We start from the raw sequence: 16900 nt of genomic DNA on the forward strand, positions 1-16900 counted from the left end.
GGGTTTGTCTGAAGATACCTCATACCCATCGGATGCGTTCGTGATCGTATATACAATTCAGATGTACAACCGCGAACGGATATTGAATGGAACGTTGCCCTAAAAACCGGGAGAATCACACCAGAGGATCTTTTTGCAATAAACTTTACAAACTTGTAAGATAACTACATATTTGTAAAGTATGAGGGAGCCGTATGCATATCGGAGAGCGGATAAAACATGGTAGATTGAGGTCAGGACTCAGCCTGAGGGCTCTGGCTGAAAAGATTGGAATAACTGCCCCGGCACTTGGTAATTATGAGAATGGAATTTCTACTCCGGACTCATCCCGGCTGATTTCAATAGCCGAGGCACTAAATATCCCGATTGAATATTTTTTCAGACAAGAGCCGATAATTTCGCTCACTCCACTCGCCTACCGGAAGAAGTCACGCTTTGGGCTTAAGAAAGAGAAACAGGTTATCGAAGTGACCCGTGACTGGCTTGAAAGGTTTTGTGCGATCGAGGATATTCTTGGTGAGCAAGGAAAGCCCGATCTCCCTGAACCTGTAATCCTTTCCTCGCCAGACGAGATAGAGCTGATTGCAGCGAACCTTCGAAATAGATGGAATCTCGGTGTTGAACCGATTCAGAGCCTCATGGATATCATGGAACAACATGGGATCAAGGTCTGTCTCATTGATGGTCCGAAGACCTTTGACGGGATGATCATTATGGTGAATGAAGAACTTCCGGTGATTGCCATTAACCGAACCATGAGCGGAGATCGACAACGACTGACTCTTGCTCATGAACTTGGTCATCTTGTCTGCTCAATCCCTGATGACTGGTTTGATGATGCCTTGTTTCATCGGTTTGCCGGGGCTTTTCTGTTCCCGGATGAGCGGGTAAAGACAGAGTTTGGTGGTGGCAGAAAGAAGATCAGTATTGAAGAACTCTGTATTCTGAAACACCGGTATGGCATCTCCATGATGGCAATATTGTACCGGGCATACCATCTTGGCCTTATATCTGCATCATGCTTAAAAAATATGCAGATTCTGTTCAGAAAAAACGGATGGCATGAATGCGAGCCGATGAGACCATATCCTCCGGAAGTGCCGACGTACATGAATCAACTCATCATGCGGGCATATTCTGAAGGAATGATCACACGGACGCGGGCAAATGAATTGTATGGCGGTGATATATCAACCATCTGTGGCTGTGAGTCTTGTTCATGAGCGGAGAGATCCTCCATCTCCTTGATTCAAGTGTCTTATTTACTTTACAAGACGGAGGTCTGGTATCATCTCTCTTGGATCTGCATATTTCTTTGGGGACCATGGATCTGATTCTGGCAGAATGGAAGAGTGTTCTCCCCAATCATTTGATTTCTGCGGGTCTGCAAGTAAAACCTCTGACAGGTCCACAACTTGCGGAATTATTTCACTTGGCACCAACATATAAGCGAATCAGCCCGGCTGATCTCTCTTTGTATGTGTATGCCCTTCATCATCCGGATTGTATGATTATTACCGGTGATAGAAGGTTACGCAGCCTGTGTGCTGACCATAACATACCTGTTCACGGGGTGCTCTGGCTTATGGACATGATGGATGAGAGAGGAGTGGTTTCAGATTCTTATCTTGCTGATGCCCTCGAAGAGATGATCACGAAAGGGAATTTCCTTCCAGAAGGAGATTGTGATGAGAGACTTATGAGATGGAGAGAGCCATAAGAATGTACGAGAGATTATTGAAACAAAAATTTAAGGTCTTGCAGCAAAAACCGAAACCGCGAAATTATGTTTAAAACTAAGAATATTCATTCTTTAAATTAGGTACAGATCTTAGAGAGCCCCTCGCTCCCATCAATCAGAAGAACGAGTTCCATCACTGTAGTGTTCACAATAAGGCCTAAATTTTTCACGGTGTTACGGTGTGAACGATTATTACGATACATCATTCATGATCCGTTACATGAGTGAGAATGAGAGGAGTTTTATAGGCTCCTTCCTTTTTAGGAATCGAGGAAACCTTCTTCAGACGAATTGTCACACCAGGTCCGAGAAGATTGGTAAACCGTTCTAAAAGTGCATCTGAGTCAGGGATTACGTCAAAGTATGAGGGGAATGAATCAGGGACGATGATTATCTCAAGTTCGTCCAAAGAGTGCTGGACAACCTGATACTGACCCACACCTCTTGTCTCGTCCATGATGACATCGATGAGATACGGATCTATCCGGGTCATATCACGTCGAAACAGAGACTGCATCTTTCTTCCATGAACTGCCTGTATCACGAGGCCATAGGCATCCGGGTCAGGAGAAAAAGATGCCAGATCACCAAGCCCGCTGTACCTGATCAGGGGAGTTACAGTATTGTGAAAGGTGGTAACAACAACAGACCCGGTCTCAGAAGGCCCAACCGGATTCCCTGCGTCGTTGAGGATTTCAACAACCACATCCCAGAAGAAAACCCGGTACCCATCGCCGTACCGTATTTCCGAAGTTCAATAACACCGAGAAGGATCGAGACCACTATTGATATGATAATGGCATGTGAAACGGCAGTTTTTCTCCTGGAGGCTGTGCATGAATCTAGGGGATCGTGTGATACTGTTCCTCCCAGTGATTCACGCTCCCGAAAATCAGCTTCTCTCATATTGATATTCTCATCAAAGCCATAATTGGGTAGAGTATTCGTAGAATAAATCCACTTATCTCATGTTATTTCTTATGATAAAAAGAGACATGTCCTTTGGAAAGGGCTGGCACTATCACTATTACGATATTTTTCAGAGAGATCCCCTTTCCTCCGCCATATCCCTACTGAGGTACCAGGCGACCGACCCTTTCTCAAATATTAGTTCTTTTTTATAATTAATTGAATGAACGATTTATTTATTTAATAATATATTATTATACGATGAGGTTAATTCCCATGTTGTATTTACATCAGACTGCACATATGCCACCCTATTTCTCAAAATTTCACCAAGACCACTTATTTCATCCCCTAATTATCCTGATAATAGCAGACCAATAATGAATTCTATAGATTGAGTATATAGAGGGTTCATAATTACTGCATAAGATACTATGGTTAGGATGGCCTTATTGAGAATCGACTTTCATATGAATTATATGAGGTGAGTATAGTCGATAAAATTGAAATTTAAGGCCCATATTCCATTTTTAAACTCTCATATGATAGAACTGGGACCCTACCTCATTTTCAGTGAGTACCGGTATGAAAAAACTCTTTTGACCGACCAGATCCTATTCATTGATCTCGTCACCAAAATATTCTTATCGCTATTAAATTCCGACTCTGCCTTGATCCTTTACCAGATCTGAAAACTTACACCTCATAGGACAAGGCATGTCATGACACCTTCATGTTTATCAATATGTCATAATAATTGATGCCGTGCAAGTTCAGCAAATATCCCTCCCTTATCTAATAACTCCTGATATGTTCCTTTTTCAACAATTTTTCCTTTATCAAGAACATAGATGCTATCGGCATGAATAATTGTTGATAATCGATGGGCAATTACTACTCTTGTCAGATGTAGTTTTTCAAGACTCTTCATGACGATCATCTGGCTATTATTATCAAGAGCACTCGTTGCCTCATCCAGGTAGAGAATTTGAGGTTTTTTAGCAAGGGCTCGTGCAATGAGTATCCTTTGTTTCTGTCCTCCGGATATATTTGCGGATCTCTCACTGATGTACGTATCCATCTGCATGGGCATCTCTCTGATATCCGTATCTACCCCGACATCTTCCGCTAATTTCCATGCCTCTTCCAGAGAGATTTTCCTTGGGCCTGAAATGTTCTGAAAAATACTTCCTGGCATGAGTTGCCCATCCTGAAGTACAACTCCGATCTGTCTTCGCACCTTTCGAATGCTCAATTTTGAAAGTAATTTTCCATTATAGATAACCTCCCCGGAGTCTGGTTTCTCAAATCCGAGAAGAATACGGAGCAATGTAGATTTTCCACTTCCTGATGTTCCAACAATTGCCACAAATTCTCCAGGTTGAATTTTTATTGTTACATCATCCAAAACGAGAGGAGCATCAGATTCATATCGATATGATACATGCCTCATTTCAACAGACCCGGTAAGTATCCCTGGATCTTCCTTCCCTTCATCGGTTTCTGGAGGGGTTTTCAAAATAGGACTTACAAATTCCATCATTGGCTTTATATTCCAAAGAGCGATGCATGAACTTCCAAGGCTTACAAATGAGGTCGAGAATGAACCTAAAGCTGAGTAAAATGCTAAAAACCATCCCTGATCACGATCGGGCTGTACTACTGAAAGTTGTATCCCGGCAAGGTAAAATACAAGAATAGTAAGAAGTCCTGGCCAGAGTATGGTCAGTATCTTACTATACACATCATATGTCCCAATTTTTAATCGTAATGCAATCTGCTTTTTCAGATCTCTCTCCCACAGTACAAACGCCCTGTTTTGAGCACCATAACTGGAAATACTTATGAGTCCGGATAAAATCTGAAACGTCTTTCCGGAAAGGTGGCCTTGTAAAAAGATGAGTTCCTTTCTTTTCAAAACACTGAGATACCCAATAAAAATAGTGAGCATGAAAACCCCTATGACAAGCATAATTGCATATCCAGCAATATCAGGATATATTTGATACATAATTATGACATTAAAGAGAGAGAAGACACCCCCTAATACCATACTTACAGTAACTGCAGATAACACCATCCTGATATCATCAATAACACCCACCCTGCTTGTCAGGTTTCCAGCATTATATCTTCTGAAGAAACCGGGTGAGAGTTTAAGGATCCTATCCCATATTGCAGCTTCGAAAAGACTTCCGATTCGTCCATCAATTCTAATATTGGCAATCTCACGACCGAATTGAAAGAATAATGACGTAAAGATACTCATAAAAACGATAAATATTATTGTTTCAACGATTGAAATATTCTGAAAAGGAATTCCAATGCTAAATATAAGTCCTGTCGCTAATGGAATAGAAGTACCCAAAATGCCTAACAACAATCCAAAAACAATCAGATTGAGAATATCCCGCTTCCATAATAATGACAGGATAAAATGGATAATATCATATAATGAGAGTGATCTGTCAGGAAATGTCGGATAGACCATAATTCCTGAAGAATTGAAATGTATTTTTTTTATTGTATGATGATTGAACACCCGTCCTTGATCATCATACAATCGATATTTCCCGGGTTTTTCAGGAATTGCAGCATATAAATTATTATCATCAGATACGATGAGCGGTCCGTTATCGTGAGTATACCATGATTCAGATAAGGTGACTCTTCGGATACGAACACCGCACTGATCTGCGAGGTCAGAGACATATTCATAGAGATCCTGATCTTTTTCATTTTTCTTAAAAAAATCATTAGATTTCTCTATTTTGGTCTCAATTCCCAAATTTTTTAAGATAATGGAAAAAATATTGAAATTCTTCTCTTCCCATTCAAGGGAATCATATTTGTTCTTTTGAATCTGATTATTCAGTGCTTCCTCCTGTTTGTACCACATTTCCAGGCGTTTTTTCTCCTCATACACATAATCATTCCAGAGTGCTAATGCTCGTGAATATAGCCATGCACTTAAATTTGTATGAAATAGTTTTATTGAAAAATCCGCGGGTATTTTATCCCCTTTCGTAATTCTGAGTGAACCATCTGATTGGGTTTCTAGTACTGTATGCTCTGTTATAATAAACCAGCCCAATTCAGCCTGAAAGAGCATATCAGATCGCATATCTTTCAGGATACCTTCTTTTATAAGGCAAAATGCAAATTTATCCTGAACGAGATTACAATGAATCGTAACCCCAGAGGAAAATGCGGTATCCCCATACTCTATCTCATAAAGATCTTCTTTTGAGAACTCCCTTTGTATATAGGAGGGGATATTCTTTTGAGCATAGGTATACCATGCAACCCATAAAGAGCAGATTTCCATCTCATTTTTTACCGATGCTATCTCTATCTCTTCAATAATTGAGGCCGTTTGAGAGATACCGATCAGACATATTGTTTCAGGTTCCCACCCAAAGATCGGTTGTCCTTTATCTGCAACAATACCATGCAGTCTTCTGCCAACAACGCCATTGACATACTCTGCAATATGAAGGATGAGGGTGCCTTCTATCAGACGATAACACACATCTCTTTTCAAGAATATGATCTCTTCACCTTGTTTTAACAGATATTGAGAGGGGGATGGAGGAGTGCCTGGCATACTTATTCACCTCCTTCTAATGAACTATCATCAGCAGATATTAATCGATAATAACTCCCTTTTAATTCCATTAACTGTTCATGGGTTCCCTGTTCCACGATATATCCTTTATCAAGCACAATAATCCAGTCACAATCTCTGACGGTGCTTAATCTGTGGGCGATAATAAGACATGAACAACCCCTTTGCCTGATATGAGACTCAATGTTTTTTTCCGTTACCGGATCGAGAGCACTGGTTGCCTCATCCATGATAAGGAGTGAAGGATTTTTGGCCAAAGCACGTGCTATTTCCAGACGTTGTCTCTGACCCCCGCTCACATTTCTCCCTCCATCCTCTATGTTATGTTCATATCCTCCTTCAAGACCTGATATGAACTCATCAATCTCTGCATCTTTTGCTGCCTGAATAATTGAAGATTGACTCAAAGTCTTATCCCATAATGTAATATTATGAAGAACCGTATCCTCGAAGATAAAAATTTCCTGACTGACGTATGCAATTGATACATGTCTCACATGGTGTGGTATTTCATTCAGATCTCTTCCATCAATGGTAATCCGCCCTTCCCAGGGTGTATAAAAACCTGCAGCTAATTTTGCAATGGTGCTTTTTCCACACCCTGATGGCCCTACAAATGCAATGCGTTTCCCAGGCATACAATGAAAAGAGATATTATGAAGAATTGGTGGTTCACGTGGATTATATCCAAAAGTTACCTCCTCAAACCGGATGTCCCCTACCATTTTTGAAAAATTTCCATCTGAAGCAAATTCTGATAGAGATACTTCTCTTTTTTGTTCTTTTGCAAAATACTGTTCAACATCAATTAATCGTTGAAGACTGCCATCTAGATCTGAGAGATCTCCTCCAACGTTCATGAGTCTTTGTGTTGGCTGAAGAAAGTTTACCAAGAGGGTCTGGTACGCAAAGAAAAATCCAATACTTATTGACCCTTGTAAGATGAGATAACTCCCTGCTGCAAGAAGTATGGTGGTTCCAATTCCTGATATGAATGATGGGACAATATTCATCAATGATGATGCAATCTTTACATCCCGCATGGTATTGATATACCCTGCATGATATCCGGACCATTTTTCAAAAAATTCGGACTCCTGACCACTCGATTTCAGCGATTCAATCATCTGAATACCTGAAAACGCAACACCAGTTAACCTTCCCCGAGCAAGTATAATTTTTCTGCTTAATTCTACTCGTTTATCAGATATATACCTGAAAAACAGAAGGTTTCCCAGGCTTACAAAACAGGCAATAAGAGTAAGGAGAGCATTCAATGAAAAAAGGAGTCCAAGATAGACAAACGAGATGATGATATCTAAAACTGCAGGAGCCCCTTTTGAACAGATAATGCTTGCAATATGTTCATTTATAGATACCCGTGATGAGATCTCTCCAGTATATCGCTGATCAAAAAAACTTATTGGAAGCGATAAAATTTTATGAAAAAAGGTATGAGACAATTTGTATGAGAGGTTTGCTTCCCATCTGATCACACAGATCTCACGAATCCAATTGATAAATACCTGCAGAAGAACAAAAAAGGAGATATACTGAAGAAGAGGGAGTAATAAACCCTGTCGATCCGCTAATACAATTTGATCCAAAAACACCTGATTTGCTATTGGAAGAGCAATACCAGGTATCAGCATTGCAATACCGGCAATAAGGAGAAATAAGAGCGGGAGAATTTCGGGTTTCATTTTCGGTAGAAGCATATTCCAGAATGTGGTCCTGACACCTCCTGATTTGAAATCAGGTCCTGGATGAATGGAAAGGACAATTCCTGTAAAGGAATTATCAAATTCTTCAAAGGATATCGTTCTCCTCCCGCTTGCAGGATCGTTCACATACACCTTCCCTCTCCCAAAACCTTCCAATACCATGAAATGCGAAAAATTCCAATGAATAATTACCGGCATTTTGATATCTTTCAGATTTTCTGGTTCTACCCGATACCCTGCAGCATCCATTCCATATTTTCGTGCAGCCTGTATGACATTAATAGCCCGGCTTCCATCCCTTGATATACCACAATCTTCTCTTATCTTCTCCAATGGAAGAAAAAGGCCATAGTAACCAAGAATAATGGCTAAAGAAACAGCACCACATTCTGCGGCTTCCATTTGTAAAACAAAAGGAGTTTTAACCTTTTTTGATAGGAATGCCATATTACCTCTTCTTTAGGTTAAAAAAAATTCTCCTGAACACTCTTTTGATTCAGAATGATCCTTCCATGACAAGGAGTTGCTGGTTGAACTGATACATTTCCAGGATCATCTCCTACAATGATAAAAGAATTAGGATCATCTTCCTGTTTGTCTAATAAAACTTCAACAATATAGGGAGGTCCGTCAATATATCGTAAGAGATAATCAGCGAGTTCAGAGTTATTATTCAGCATATACACAACATCGTTTCTGGAAGCCGGCCATTGACCTATCGTTGTGACCGTCCCGCGTATGTAGGCATATTCACCTTTATCTAATGTCAATGGCGAGATCTGAACCTTTAATCCTGGTTTTATCTTTGGACCCTGTATGTATTGTACAAAGAGAAGAACATGAAGATCTGATAGCGGTGTATCATTTTCCGAATTATTTGTGATGAAGATACCATTTGCATCGATAAAATCATAGATAGTAAGATGAATAAAACTCAAATACAGGCCAATTACAATGATGAGAAAACCAGTAAGTATAATCCAGTAAGGAAGTGAGGGTTGTACTACCAGTTGATCCAGGTTATCTGTATTTGAGTGCCTGACCAGAGCTTTTTTTCGAAATAAATTTTCTTTCATATGGGTTTAACATACCATATACCTTCACCTGTTCTGTAATCTTCTCATGATATTTGTATATTCCTGACAATTTCGTATTTTTGATTCATATGCTTCAGCTCGGATTTTTCAGATTCGTGGATGGGAACGAACGCAATCTAGTCTTTGGAAATATTCCCATATTTTCTGCTTCTCTGCATTCCCATTGAGGAGAAACCAGAATCCCGTTTTCCAGGTAATTATGCGCCACACATCCGGTTCGGCATTGTTTTGCATGAATACAAGAGCCACAGATACCGGGGTATTCATACACGTTCTCAAGATCTTTTCTGAGTGTTTGAATGATAGGATTATTCATCCAAATATCTTTAATACTATCTATTCCAAGTTTCCCATACACAAGTTCCGGGATCGTTTGGCCTATTCCGCATAGAGCAATCTCTCCAGTGCCAAGAATTCCAAGAACATTTAAAACACCGCAATCACCGACATATCCCTTTCGAACCCGTAGATCTGAAAGAGAGGTCAAAGCCAGTGGTGTTAGAAAAATCAGGCTTATGGTAGATGATGGACGTAATGTTTTGCTAATATATTCTGATAATTCCAGAATATCAGTAAGATTTAGCGTTTCACCTCGTTCATTCATCTGTATTCCTCTTCCTGATTTAATAAACGGATTGAATTTCACAGATGCTGCACCGTGCTCTGTTGCAAGTTTAACTAAATCAGCCATCTGATCCCGATTATTCTTATGCACTGCCATGATTACCTGACAATTTGTATATCCAGCCTCAACAAGTGCATCAAGTCCGTCTAATGCCTTCTGAAAGGCTCCTTTTTTTCCACGAAATTGATCATGTATATCAGGTACTGGTGAATCAAGGCTGATCGTAATAAAATCTACCTTATCTCCTTCTTTCATGAATTGTGCCAGTTCAGGTGTGATGAGGGTCCCATTAGTCTCCATACTCAAACGCAGACCTTCCGAATGGAGATATGACACAACATCCTGAAACTGTGGATGAAGCATAGGTTCTCCCCCGGTAAGCTTTGCACCACACAGGCCCAGTTCTTTTGCTTCCTGAACTGCTTTTTTTAACAGATTCAAAGGGATATATGCTCCATGAACCTGATTATCGGATGCATAGCTGGGATCTATCCAGCAATGTTTACATCTGAGATTGCATCCTGAAGTGAGGTACAGAAAAAAAAAAAAAAGGGGTGGAACTCCTTCAGGCAGATTGATCTCTTTTTGCTCTGATATCATCTGGTTTTCACATGAGGTCATGATACTCTGCCTCTCCAATTATATATCGGTAACAGGTGTATGGGTCAATTGCATTCAGTTTATTCTTTATGGCCATGACTAATGCCGGGCAGCCTCCAGCACAATAACCGGTGTACGCACAGTCAGAACAGGTCGGAAGAGATGAGAGTGGAATTTCTCTTCGGTATCGTAATGCGTTTATTGCAGGTGAATGGAGCCATGCCTCCTTTATGGGATGCATTCCGGCTACACCCATAACCAGAGTTGGAAGCATATTACAGGGGACCATAGTACCATCATGAAGAATCGCCATTTTTGAGAAGACTCCTCCACATGAGCATAATGTGCCTCTTCCTGGAATACCGGTCTTTCCTTCCCTGCGATGCTGGTCAATCTCATCAACCATGTCTGCCATAGCTAATGGACCAGCCTGAGCACTGATGACATTCCCATATTGCTCATTTAATTCACGTAATATTTTCATGGCTTTCTTCCGCTGGTCAGGTGATAATAAGATATTATCTCCATGGCATCGTGCAGTCCCCATAGGTTCGGCTTCATTTGTTGAGAATCCAGGTAGTCCTATATCACAAATGAGAAGTCTGGCGATATTCTCCAGATCATCAATATTATGCCGGTTTAACGTTACCCGTACCGTTGCTGGAAGTCCATGTTGAACAATGAGACGAAGTGCATGGATTGCGCGGTCAAAACTCTGTGGAGGTCTTGATAAATCATGAATGCCGGCATGTGAACCATCAATAGAGATTTGAATATAATCAAGTCGAATTCTCCGTTTACCAATGAGTAACTGCTGTATTGTCTCTTCCGTAATCAGTGTACCATTTGAAAGGATACTGTATCGCATTCGATTCTCGATAACCGAATCAATAATGTCAAAGATGTCCTTTCTGGTAAAAACCTCACCGCCGGAGAGTATGACACGCTGGACAGCAAGACTTCCTAGCTCATAGAGGATTATTTTCCATTTTTCAAAAGGCAAATCCTTTTTTTGAATCATGCTGTCAGCATAAAAGCAATACGCACATGAAAGATTACATCTCCCGGTTATTTCGAGATCGACCGAATACGGCGTTTTGGATGTTCCAATTGGCGGGATAGTAAGGTCCCAGTATGGCTTATGAGTATTCATTCATCAAACCTGCACAGATATTCATCACCAAGTCCGATGATAAATTCATGGATATCCTGTAAGACTTCTTCTTTATGTGGAAGACCTGTACATCGACTTTTCAGATGCTCATAGATCTCCTCTTCCGTGTGGGGGTTTTCAAGATATTGCCAAATCAAGATGCCAATTTTATTTATGATAGTGCTGTTATCAGTATCCGGATTGTACAATAGTGCGTCGTTTTCTGTCTCAATTCTTAATGAAACAACCGGTTGAGCCTGGTATCGTAAGATGGTATCAGAACACATAACTCCTCTTATGAAAAAAATTTTTTTCTGGTTTTGTCAAAATGATAAACCTACATCTTTGACAAAACCCTCTTTCCTTAATGTTAGAACCAAAAATGTTTAATCAGTCCCGCCTGCATGACAATTTGTTGCGACGGCGCCCCCTGCGGGTTTACATCCAGTTGATGCTGCCCCACCGGTTCTACAGGATGTTGCAGCAGCACCACCAGCAGTACAGGTTCCTATCGCGGCTGCCCCCACACCAAGACATTCAAGTCGGTTTTCATCATCACTTCCTTCTCCTCCGGATACATGCTCAAGATCCTTGTCATCGAGTTTTGACCCAGTAGGTTTTTCATACGGCTCCTTGCCTGACTCTGTGTCGGACATAAATTTTTTTTAGGACAATCGATAATTTAAAAGTATCGTGGCTGTTCTATGAATGATGCTTATCAATAATAAATGATTAATTGAGCGAGAATTTTATTTTTCATAATTAATTCGTACAATAAGGTAAGAATTTTGATCCAATCATTTTCCAGGAATATAATTAAATTTTGGATGCCTAGAATCCATTATTTCAGGTAATTTTAGATTGAATATATATTTCTCTAGAGATTGCCTTAATGTTCGACATATAGAAATATCTATTAGTTCATATTTCATAATTACATTCATGGCCGAAGAAAAAGGTGAGCATGAGTCCTATGAGAAACCCACGGTTTCTAAAATAGATGACAAAGAACTTGATAATGTCTCTGGTGGAGAAGGATCTGAAAATCTAATAGGACAATGCATCTATGCCGGAGCAGCTGCAGTTACTTCATGCAAAACTGGGGGTGCAGCTGCACATGCATGCAAGACGGGTGGTGCTGCAGTTAATTGATGAAATAAAGATGGAATAATAATATTACATCTTTTACGAAAGTTTCCGGATATGGAAGACAAATATCCGAACTAACACATTATTTTTTATTAAATTGTGTGCTGTTTTTAGTTCCTGATTCCTTTTGATGGATGTAAAAAACCCATGTAATCCAGATCCTATGGGAGACCAATAATGAACCCCACAGAGTGAGTAGATATAGGATTCAGAGTTACGTCATAAGAGATATAAGGAAGGAGGACACTATTGAGAATCGGTCTTCATATGGATTATATATGATATTAATTATCGATAAAATTGAAATTTAAGGTTAGTATACTGTTTTCAGACACTATGTGATAAAACGCGGACCCGGACCCATTTTCAGGGCTTATCCGGATGAATAAAACAAACCCTGCCGATCTGACCAGAAGTGGGCCTGACTTTTATCCCATGGGGATGAACTGATGAACTGATGAACCAGTAAGAATCTCCCTGACGATTCCCCGAGTTTTCTTACCAGTTCGCTGATCCTGTTTCAAAATAATATCTACAGAGAGACCGGGTTTGATGGATTGTCGCTTTGTTCCATCCCGGTCATTCGTACTTTTTATATCGCTCACCTGTAACACCTGATGTATCGTGTGGAGATCATATTCAGAAATCTCCATTCTCTTCGATGTCCATAAACAAAAAATCTTCTACAAAACCATCACCTGGACTCAGCATATCCTTGTATACCTTACAGGATAAGTACTCACTAATCCGACCGGATTCCTATAGGAGGCACTATGACACAAACTAGTGAAACGGGATCACTGATCGTCTCTGAAATTACTGCAAATCCTGCACCCCTCGGGCTTCTGGGTTTTGGTATGACAACTGTCCTGCTTAATCTGCATAATGCCGGGTTATTCACCCTGGGCTCCATGATTCTGGCGATGGGATTATGCTATGGAGGGACTGCCCAGATTATTGCAGGACTTATGGAATGGAAGAAGAATAATACCTTTGGCATGACTGCTTTTCTCTCCTACGGGCTTTTCTGGATATCCCTCGTGATGCTGCTCCTGTTACCGGCAGCAGATCTGATAGACGGAACCGGAGGCAATATCGCCATGGCTTCATACCTCATCATGTGGGGCATCTTCACAGGAATTATGTTATCGGGACATTACGACTAAATAAGGCATTACAATTTGTCTTTGGATCCCTGACTCTTCTATTCTTCCTCCTCGCACTTGGGGATATCACCGGGATTGAGATCATTACACAGATTGCAGGGATAGAAGGAATTATCTGCGGGTTTTCAGCAATCTACACCGGACTAGCCCAGGTTCTGAATGAAGTGTACGGAAAGGTTATCTGGCCGGTATGGCCCGTTTAACTTAAATTTTCATTCCCGATGAAATCTGTAATTTTATCAGATATTCTAGATTATTAATGATTACCGGATTTACTTCTCCATACCGGCTATGTACACTCACTTTTCATTAATTGCGTATAATTTTGACAGTATCTTTTCCCGGTTTTATTGGGGAGGGATCTCGTTACTACAATGAATACCTATTTAAAGAGCTATCTACAATGTGAGACTATATCAGGAAATGAAATGCTTCCCATAACTATCGACCAGATCATTGTATTTCTAACTCTTCTTTTATCCTTATATCTTTTTATCAATGGCCGGTTCAGATATGATATTGTTGCGTTAATTGCTCTCATGATCGTCACCGTTCTTGGAGTTGTTCCCTGGAATCAGGCATTTACCGGTTTTGCAAACCCCGCAGTCATCAGTGTTGCCGCAGTTCTTGTCATCAGCAGAGGTCTTCAGAATGCCGGAGTGGTAGAGATGCTCGCAGGGTGGCTTAAAAAGGCAGGGAACCGGCCGACTGCCCAGGTATCTGCCCTGACCGGACTCGTAATTGTGTTTTCAGCGTTTATGAATAATGTTGGTGCTCTGGCTCTTCTCATGCCGGTGGGGATAAAAATGGCACGAAGGAGTATGATTCCCGTCTCAATACTTCTCCTCCCTCTCGCATTTGGCTCTCATCTGGGAGGTATGATAACTCTCATCGGAACCCCTCCAAATCTTATCATCTCTGCATTCAGACAGGAAAATCTTGGCCAGCCCTATGGGATGTTTGATTTCTCCCCGGTAGGGGTGGCAGTTTCACTGGTGGCATTTTTATTTATTGCAATTGTTGGTTGGCGACTCATTCCAAAACGTGTGAGTCCGGGATCTAAAGACGATTTTTTTAATGTACAAGGATATCTGACCGAGATTCGTGTCCCGGAGGATTCTAAATTTGCAGGAAAAGCACTTCGTGAGATAGTAAAATCTTCTGATGCAAAAATTACTATCATCCAGCTGATTCGTGATTCATTTGCTCGTCCGGTCCCCTATATGTATGAAAAGATAAAAGCCGGTGATATTCTTATCATACAGTCAGCATTGGATGATTTGCATAAATTTCTTGCTGCGACCGGGTTTAAAATTGAAGAAAATGTGACAATAAACCGCGATGTCATCGAATCCAATGATTCAATCCTGAGGGAAGCGACGGTAAAACCAGATTCTCCATCAATTGGCATGAATGTAAAGGATATCGGACTGCGTTCGAGTTTTGGGATCAATCTTCTTGCCGTATCCAGACAAGGTATACTGCTAAAAGAGCGGTTAAATGATATCAGGTTTCAGGCCGGAGATGTCCTCCTTCTTCAGGGTACTGAAGGTCCGATTCGTGAAGCCATGAAAGCCCTAGGCTGCCTTCCCCTGGCTGAAAGAGAACTGAAAATTGGAGAGCCACGAAGAATTATTGAGGCTGTCGGAATTTTTGCCCTTGCGATTGGAATTGCTGCGACCGGACTTATTCCTGCACAGATAATTCTGACAATTGCTGCAGTTGTGATGGTACTCTTGTCTTTGGTTCCAGTCAGAGAGATCTATGACAGTATTGACTGGCCGGTTATCATTTTACTTGGTGCTTTTATCCCCGTCGGACAGGCCATGGAAAGTACCGGGGGTGCAGCGCTCATTGCATCGACGCTTCTTAGTTTCCAGCATTACCTGACTCCGGAAATACTTCTCATTATCATCCTTATCGTGACGATGTTTCTTTCAGATCTCATCAATAATGCTGCAACTGCCGTCCTGATGGCACCTATTTCATTCAGTATCGCAACCGGTCTTGGAGTTTCTCCGGATCCTTTTTTGATGGCAATTGTGATTGGAGCATCAAGTGCATACCTGACACCGGTAGGTCATCAGTCAAATGCTCTGATCATGGGACCGGCAGGTTTACGGTTCAGTGATTACTGGAAACTCGGTCTTCCGTTAGAGATAGTTATTATCATTGTTTCGATACCGGTTATTCTTCATTTCTGGCCGTTGTAAGATCAGATGAAAAATAGATACCAACAATCAAGTTTTCAAGAGTTAGGATTATCTTCAATTTTCGATAAAAATTAAAAGGTTTTTTGTGGTGGATTCTCTGCATCATACTTTTTCTGGCCATGAATGTATGTTGCCAAAACCTTCGGCGATTTGTTTGAAATGGATTGTAAAGGAACAGTGAACAGATCCTGATCATAAATTACCATATCCGCATCGAACCCTTCTGTTAATCTACCGACGTCTGTAAATGGTGTGGTGGCAGCACTTCCGGTGGTAAGGCCCTGTATTACATCTGCACGGGTCAATGGCGGAACATCTGTCGGATTGTCACCACCCTTCAGGGAGATATTCAGAATTGCAGTCGGGGGCGATTCTGAAAGGGGAGATACACCGAAGTCTGTGCTTATGCCCACCGGGATTTTGGAATCAAATAATTTCTTCAGTGGATATGCGGTATAATATCTGTCTCCATAATATCTGGTGAGATCACTCTCTACATGCCAGAATGCCGGCTGCACCGTCATTACAACCTTTCCATTGAATCGGGAGATTCGTTTTATCTGTTCATCGGTCACAAACGCGAGGTGAATCAGAGTGTGAGTGCTGTTCAGGCCATGATTCCTGGCATAGATCTCTTCCAGAGGTGAGAGAACTGCCTCGATGGCCTCATCTCCCTGGACATGATAATGTACATTCAGCCCCAGTTCATCAGCCCGTTCAATTATTCGAGAGAGATTATACTCTGGCCCTTTGGAATCATCCCGGTAGACATAGGAGAGACCATATGTTCCCTCATTATTCTCCCAACTGGTCCAGGCCTGACCTCCTGCATACGCTCCATCAACAAAGATCTTCAGTCCAATAAACCTGACCATGGGAGTGTCATTTCCGAGAT

Annotated in this window: 15 protein-coding genes and 1 pseudogene; 5 read left to right on the plus strand and 11 right to left on the minus strand. The window is 41.1% G+C overall.

The annotated features are described in order from the left end of the window. Positions 1–194 precede the first annotated feature (194 nt). Positions 195–1223 carry an XRE family transcriptional regulator gene (locus LDL35_RS07485; protein ID WP_304021128.1) on the plus strand — a complete coding sequence of 343 codons (1029 nt, stop codon included), beginning with the start codon at positions 195–197 and terminating at the stop codon, positions 1221–1223. A 209-nt stretch (positions 1224–1432) separates the two neighbouring features. Next, on the plus strand, positions 1433–1720 hold the full coding sequence (locus tag LDL35_RS07490) for a hypothetical protein (protein ID WP_304021131.1): 288 nt from the start codon (positions 1433–1435) through the stop codon (positions 1718–1720). Between the two features lie 223 nt (positions 1721–1943). Here the strand turns inward: LDL35_RS07490 and LDL35_RS07495 are convergent, their stop codons facing one another. The 8 genes from LDL35_RS07495 to LDL35_RS07530 form a co-directional block, all read right to left on the minus strand. After that, positions 1944–2447, minus strand: coding sequence for a hypothetical protein (locus LDL35_RS07495; protein WP_304021134.1), 504 nt, complete (start codon positions 2445–2447; stop codon positions 1944–1946). Positions 2448–3398: 951 nt separating this feature from the next. Beyond that, entirely contained in the window at positions 3399–6257 is a 2859-nt protein-coding gene (locus LDL35_RS07500) for an NHLP bacteriocin export ABC transporter permease/ATPase subunit (protein WP_304021135.1), read from the minus strand. 2 nt (positions 6258–6259) lie between these two features. Continuing rightward, positions 6260–8449: an NHLP family bacteriocin export ABC transporter peptidase/permease/ATPase subunit gene (locus LDL35_RS07505; protein WP_304021138.1), complete on the minus strand. Its 2190-nt coding sequence runs from the start codon at positions 8447–8449 to the stop codon at positions 6260–6262. A gap of 17 nt (positions 8450–8466) precedes the next feature. Next, positions 8467–9078 carry a hypothetical protein gene (locus tag LDL35_RS07510; protein ID WP_304021140.1) on the minus strand — a complete coding sequence of 204 codons (612 nt, stop codon included), beginning with the start codon at positions 9076–9078 and terminating at the stop codon, positions 8467–8469. A 94-nt stretch (positions 9079–9172) separates the two neighbouring features. Then, positions 9173–10345: a radical SAM protein gene (locus LDL35_RS07515; RefSeq protein ID WP_304021143.1), complete on the minus strand. Its 1173-nt coding sequence runs from the start codon at positions 10343–10345 to the stop codon at positions 9173–9175. Further along, complete coding sequence (locus tag LDL35_RS07520) at positions 10332–11477, minus strand: radical SAM protein (protein ID WP_304021145.1); 1146 nt, start codon at positions 11475–11477, stop codon at positions 10332–10334. Before LDL35_RS07520 ends, LDL35_RS07515 begins: the two co-directional genes overlap by 14 nt. Beyond that, positions 11474–11764 carry a PqqD family peptide modification chaperone gene (locus LDL35_RS07525; RefSeq protein WP_304021148.1) on the minus strand — a complete coding sequence of 97 codons (291 nt, stop codon included), beginning with the start codon at positions 11762–11764 and terminating at the stop codon, positions 11474–11476. Before LDL35_RS07525 ends, LDL35_RS07520 begins: the two co-directional genes overlap by 4 nt. Before the next feature lie 99 nt (positions 11765–11863). Further along, positions 11864–12133, minus strand: coding sequence for a hypothetical protein (locus LDL35_RS07530; RefSeq protein ID WP_304021150.1), 270 nt, complete (start codon positions 12131–12133; stop codon positions 11864–11866). Between the two features lie 286 nt (positions 12134–12419). Between LDL35_RS07530 and LDL35_RS07535 the strand changes: the two genes are divergently transcribed. Beyond that, complete coding sequence (locus LDL35_RS07535) at positions 12420–12629, plus strand: hypothetical protein (RefSeq protein ID WP_304021152.1); 210 nt, start codon at positions 12420–12422, stop codon at positions 12627–12629. A 363-nt stretch (positions 12630–12992) separates the two neighbouring features. Here LDL35_RS07535 and LDL35_RS07540 read toward each other — a convergent pair whose 3' ends face one another. Next, a complete protein-coding gene (locus tag LDL35_RS07540; RefSeq protein ID WP_369694895.1) occupies positions 12993–13085 on the minus strand; it encodes a DUF2196 domain-containing protein in 93 nt (30 codons plus the stop codon). Beyond that, positions 13055–13231: a YwbE family protein gene (locus tag LDL35_RS07545; protein WP_304021154.1), complete on the minus strand. Its 177-nt coding sequence runs from the start codon at positions 13229–13231 to the stop codon at positions 13055–13057. The genes LDL35_RS07540 and LDL35_RS07545 overlap by 31 nt, the downstream gene beginning before the upstream one ends. Before the next feature lie 252 nt (positions 13232–13483). Here LDL35_RS07545 and LDL35_RS07550 point away from each other — a divergent pair. Together LDL35_RS07550 and LDL35_RS07555 are read left to right on the plus strand one after the other, a co-directional pair. Further along, positions 13484–13995, plus strand: a pseudogene (locus tag LDL35_RS07550) (acetate uptake transporter). A 225-nt stretch (positions 13996–14220) separates the two neighbouring features. Then, complete coding sequence (locus tag LDL35_RS07555) at positions 14221–16005, plus strand: SLC13 family permease (protein ID WP_304021156.1); 1785 nt, start codon at positions 14221–14223, stop codon at positions 16003–16005. Between the two features lie 71 nt (positions 16006–16076). On the opposite strand, the gene LDL35_RS07560 is transcribed toward LDL35_RS07555, so the two are convergent. Then, the coding region (locus LDL35_RS07560) for an amidohydrolase family protein (RefSeq protein WP_304021157.1) at positions 16077–16900 on the minus strand (824 nt) is incomplete at its 5' end.

Origin of the sequence: Methanospirillum hungatei, assembly GCF_020216685.1 — an archaeon.
In the GTDB taxonomy this organism is placed as follows: domain Archaea; phylum Halobacteriota; class Methanomicrobia; order Methanomicrobiales; family Methanospirillaceae; genus Methanospirillum; species Methanospirillum hungatei_B.

Excerpts from the sequence above, each read along its gene's own strand:
- LDL35_RS07485 (WP_304021128.1), top strand. The coding sequence starts at position 195 with ATGCATATCGGAGAGCGGATAAAACATGGTAGATTGAGGTCAGGACTC.
- LDL35_RS07500 (WP_304021135.1), bottom strand. The coding sequence starts at position 6,257 with ATGCCAGGCACTCCTCCATCCCCCTCTCAATATCTGTTAAAACAAGGT.
- LDL35_RS07505 (WP_304021138.1), bottom strand. The coding sequence starts at position 8,449 with ATGGCATTCCTATCAAAAAAGGTTAAAACTCCTTTTGTTTTACAAATG.
- LDL35_RS07510 (WP_304021140.1), bottom strand. The coding sequence starts at position 9,078 with ATGAAAGAAAATTTATTTCGAAAAAAAGCTCTGGTCAGGCACTCAAAT.
- LDL35_RS07515 (WP_304021143.1), bottom strand. The coding sequence starts at position 10,345 with ATGACCTCATGTGAAAACCAGATGATATCAGAGCAAAAAGAGATCAAT.
- LDL35_RS07520 (WP_304021145.1), bottom strand. The coding sequence starts at position 11,477 with ATGAATACTCATAAGCCATACTGGGACCTTACTATCCCGCCAATTGGA.
- LDL35_RS07525 (WP_304021148.1), bottom strand. The coding sequence starts at position 11,764 with ATGTGTTCTGATACCATCTTACGATACCAGGCTCAACCGGTTGTTTCA.
- LDL35_RS07530 (WP_304021150.1), bottom strand. The coding sequence starts at position 12,133 with ATGTCCGACACAGAGTCAGGCAAGGAGCCGTATGAAAAACCTACTGGG.
- LDL35_RS07535 (WP_304021152.1), top strand. The coding sequence starts at position 12,420 with ATGGCCGAAGAAAAAGGTGAGCATGAGTCCTATGAGAAACCCACGGTT.
- LDL35_RS07555 (WP_304021156.1), top strand. The coding sequence starts at position 14,221 with ATGCTTCCCATAACTATCGACCAGATCATTGTATTTCTAACTCTTCTT.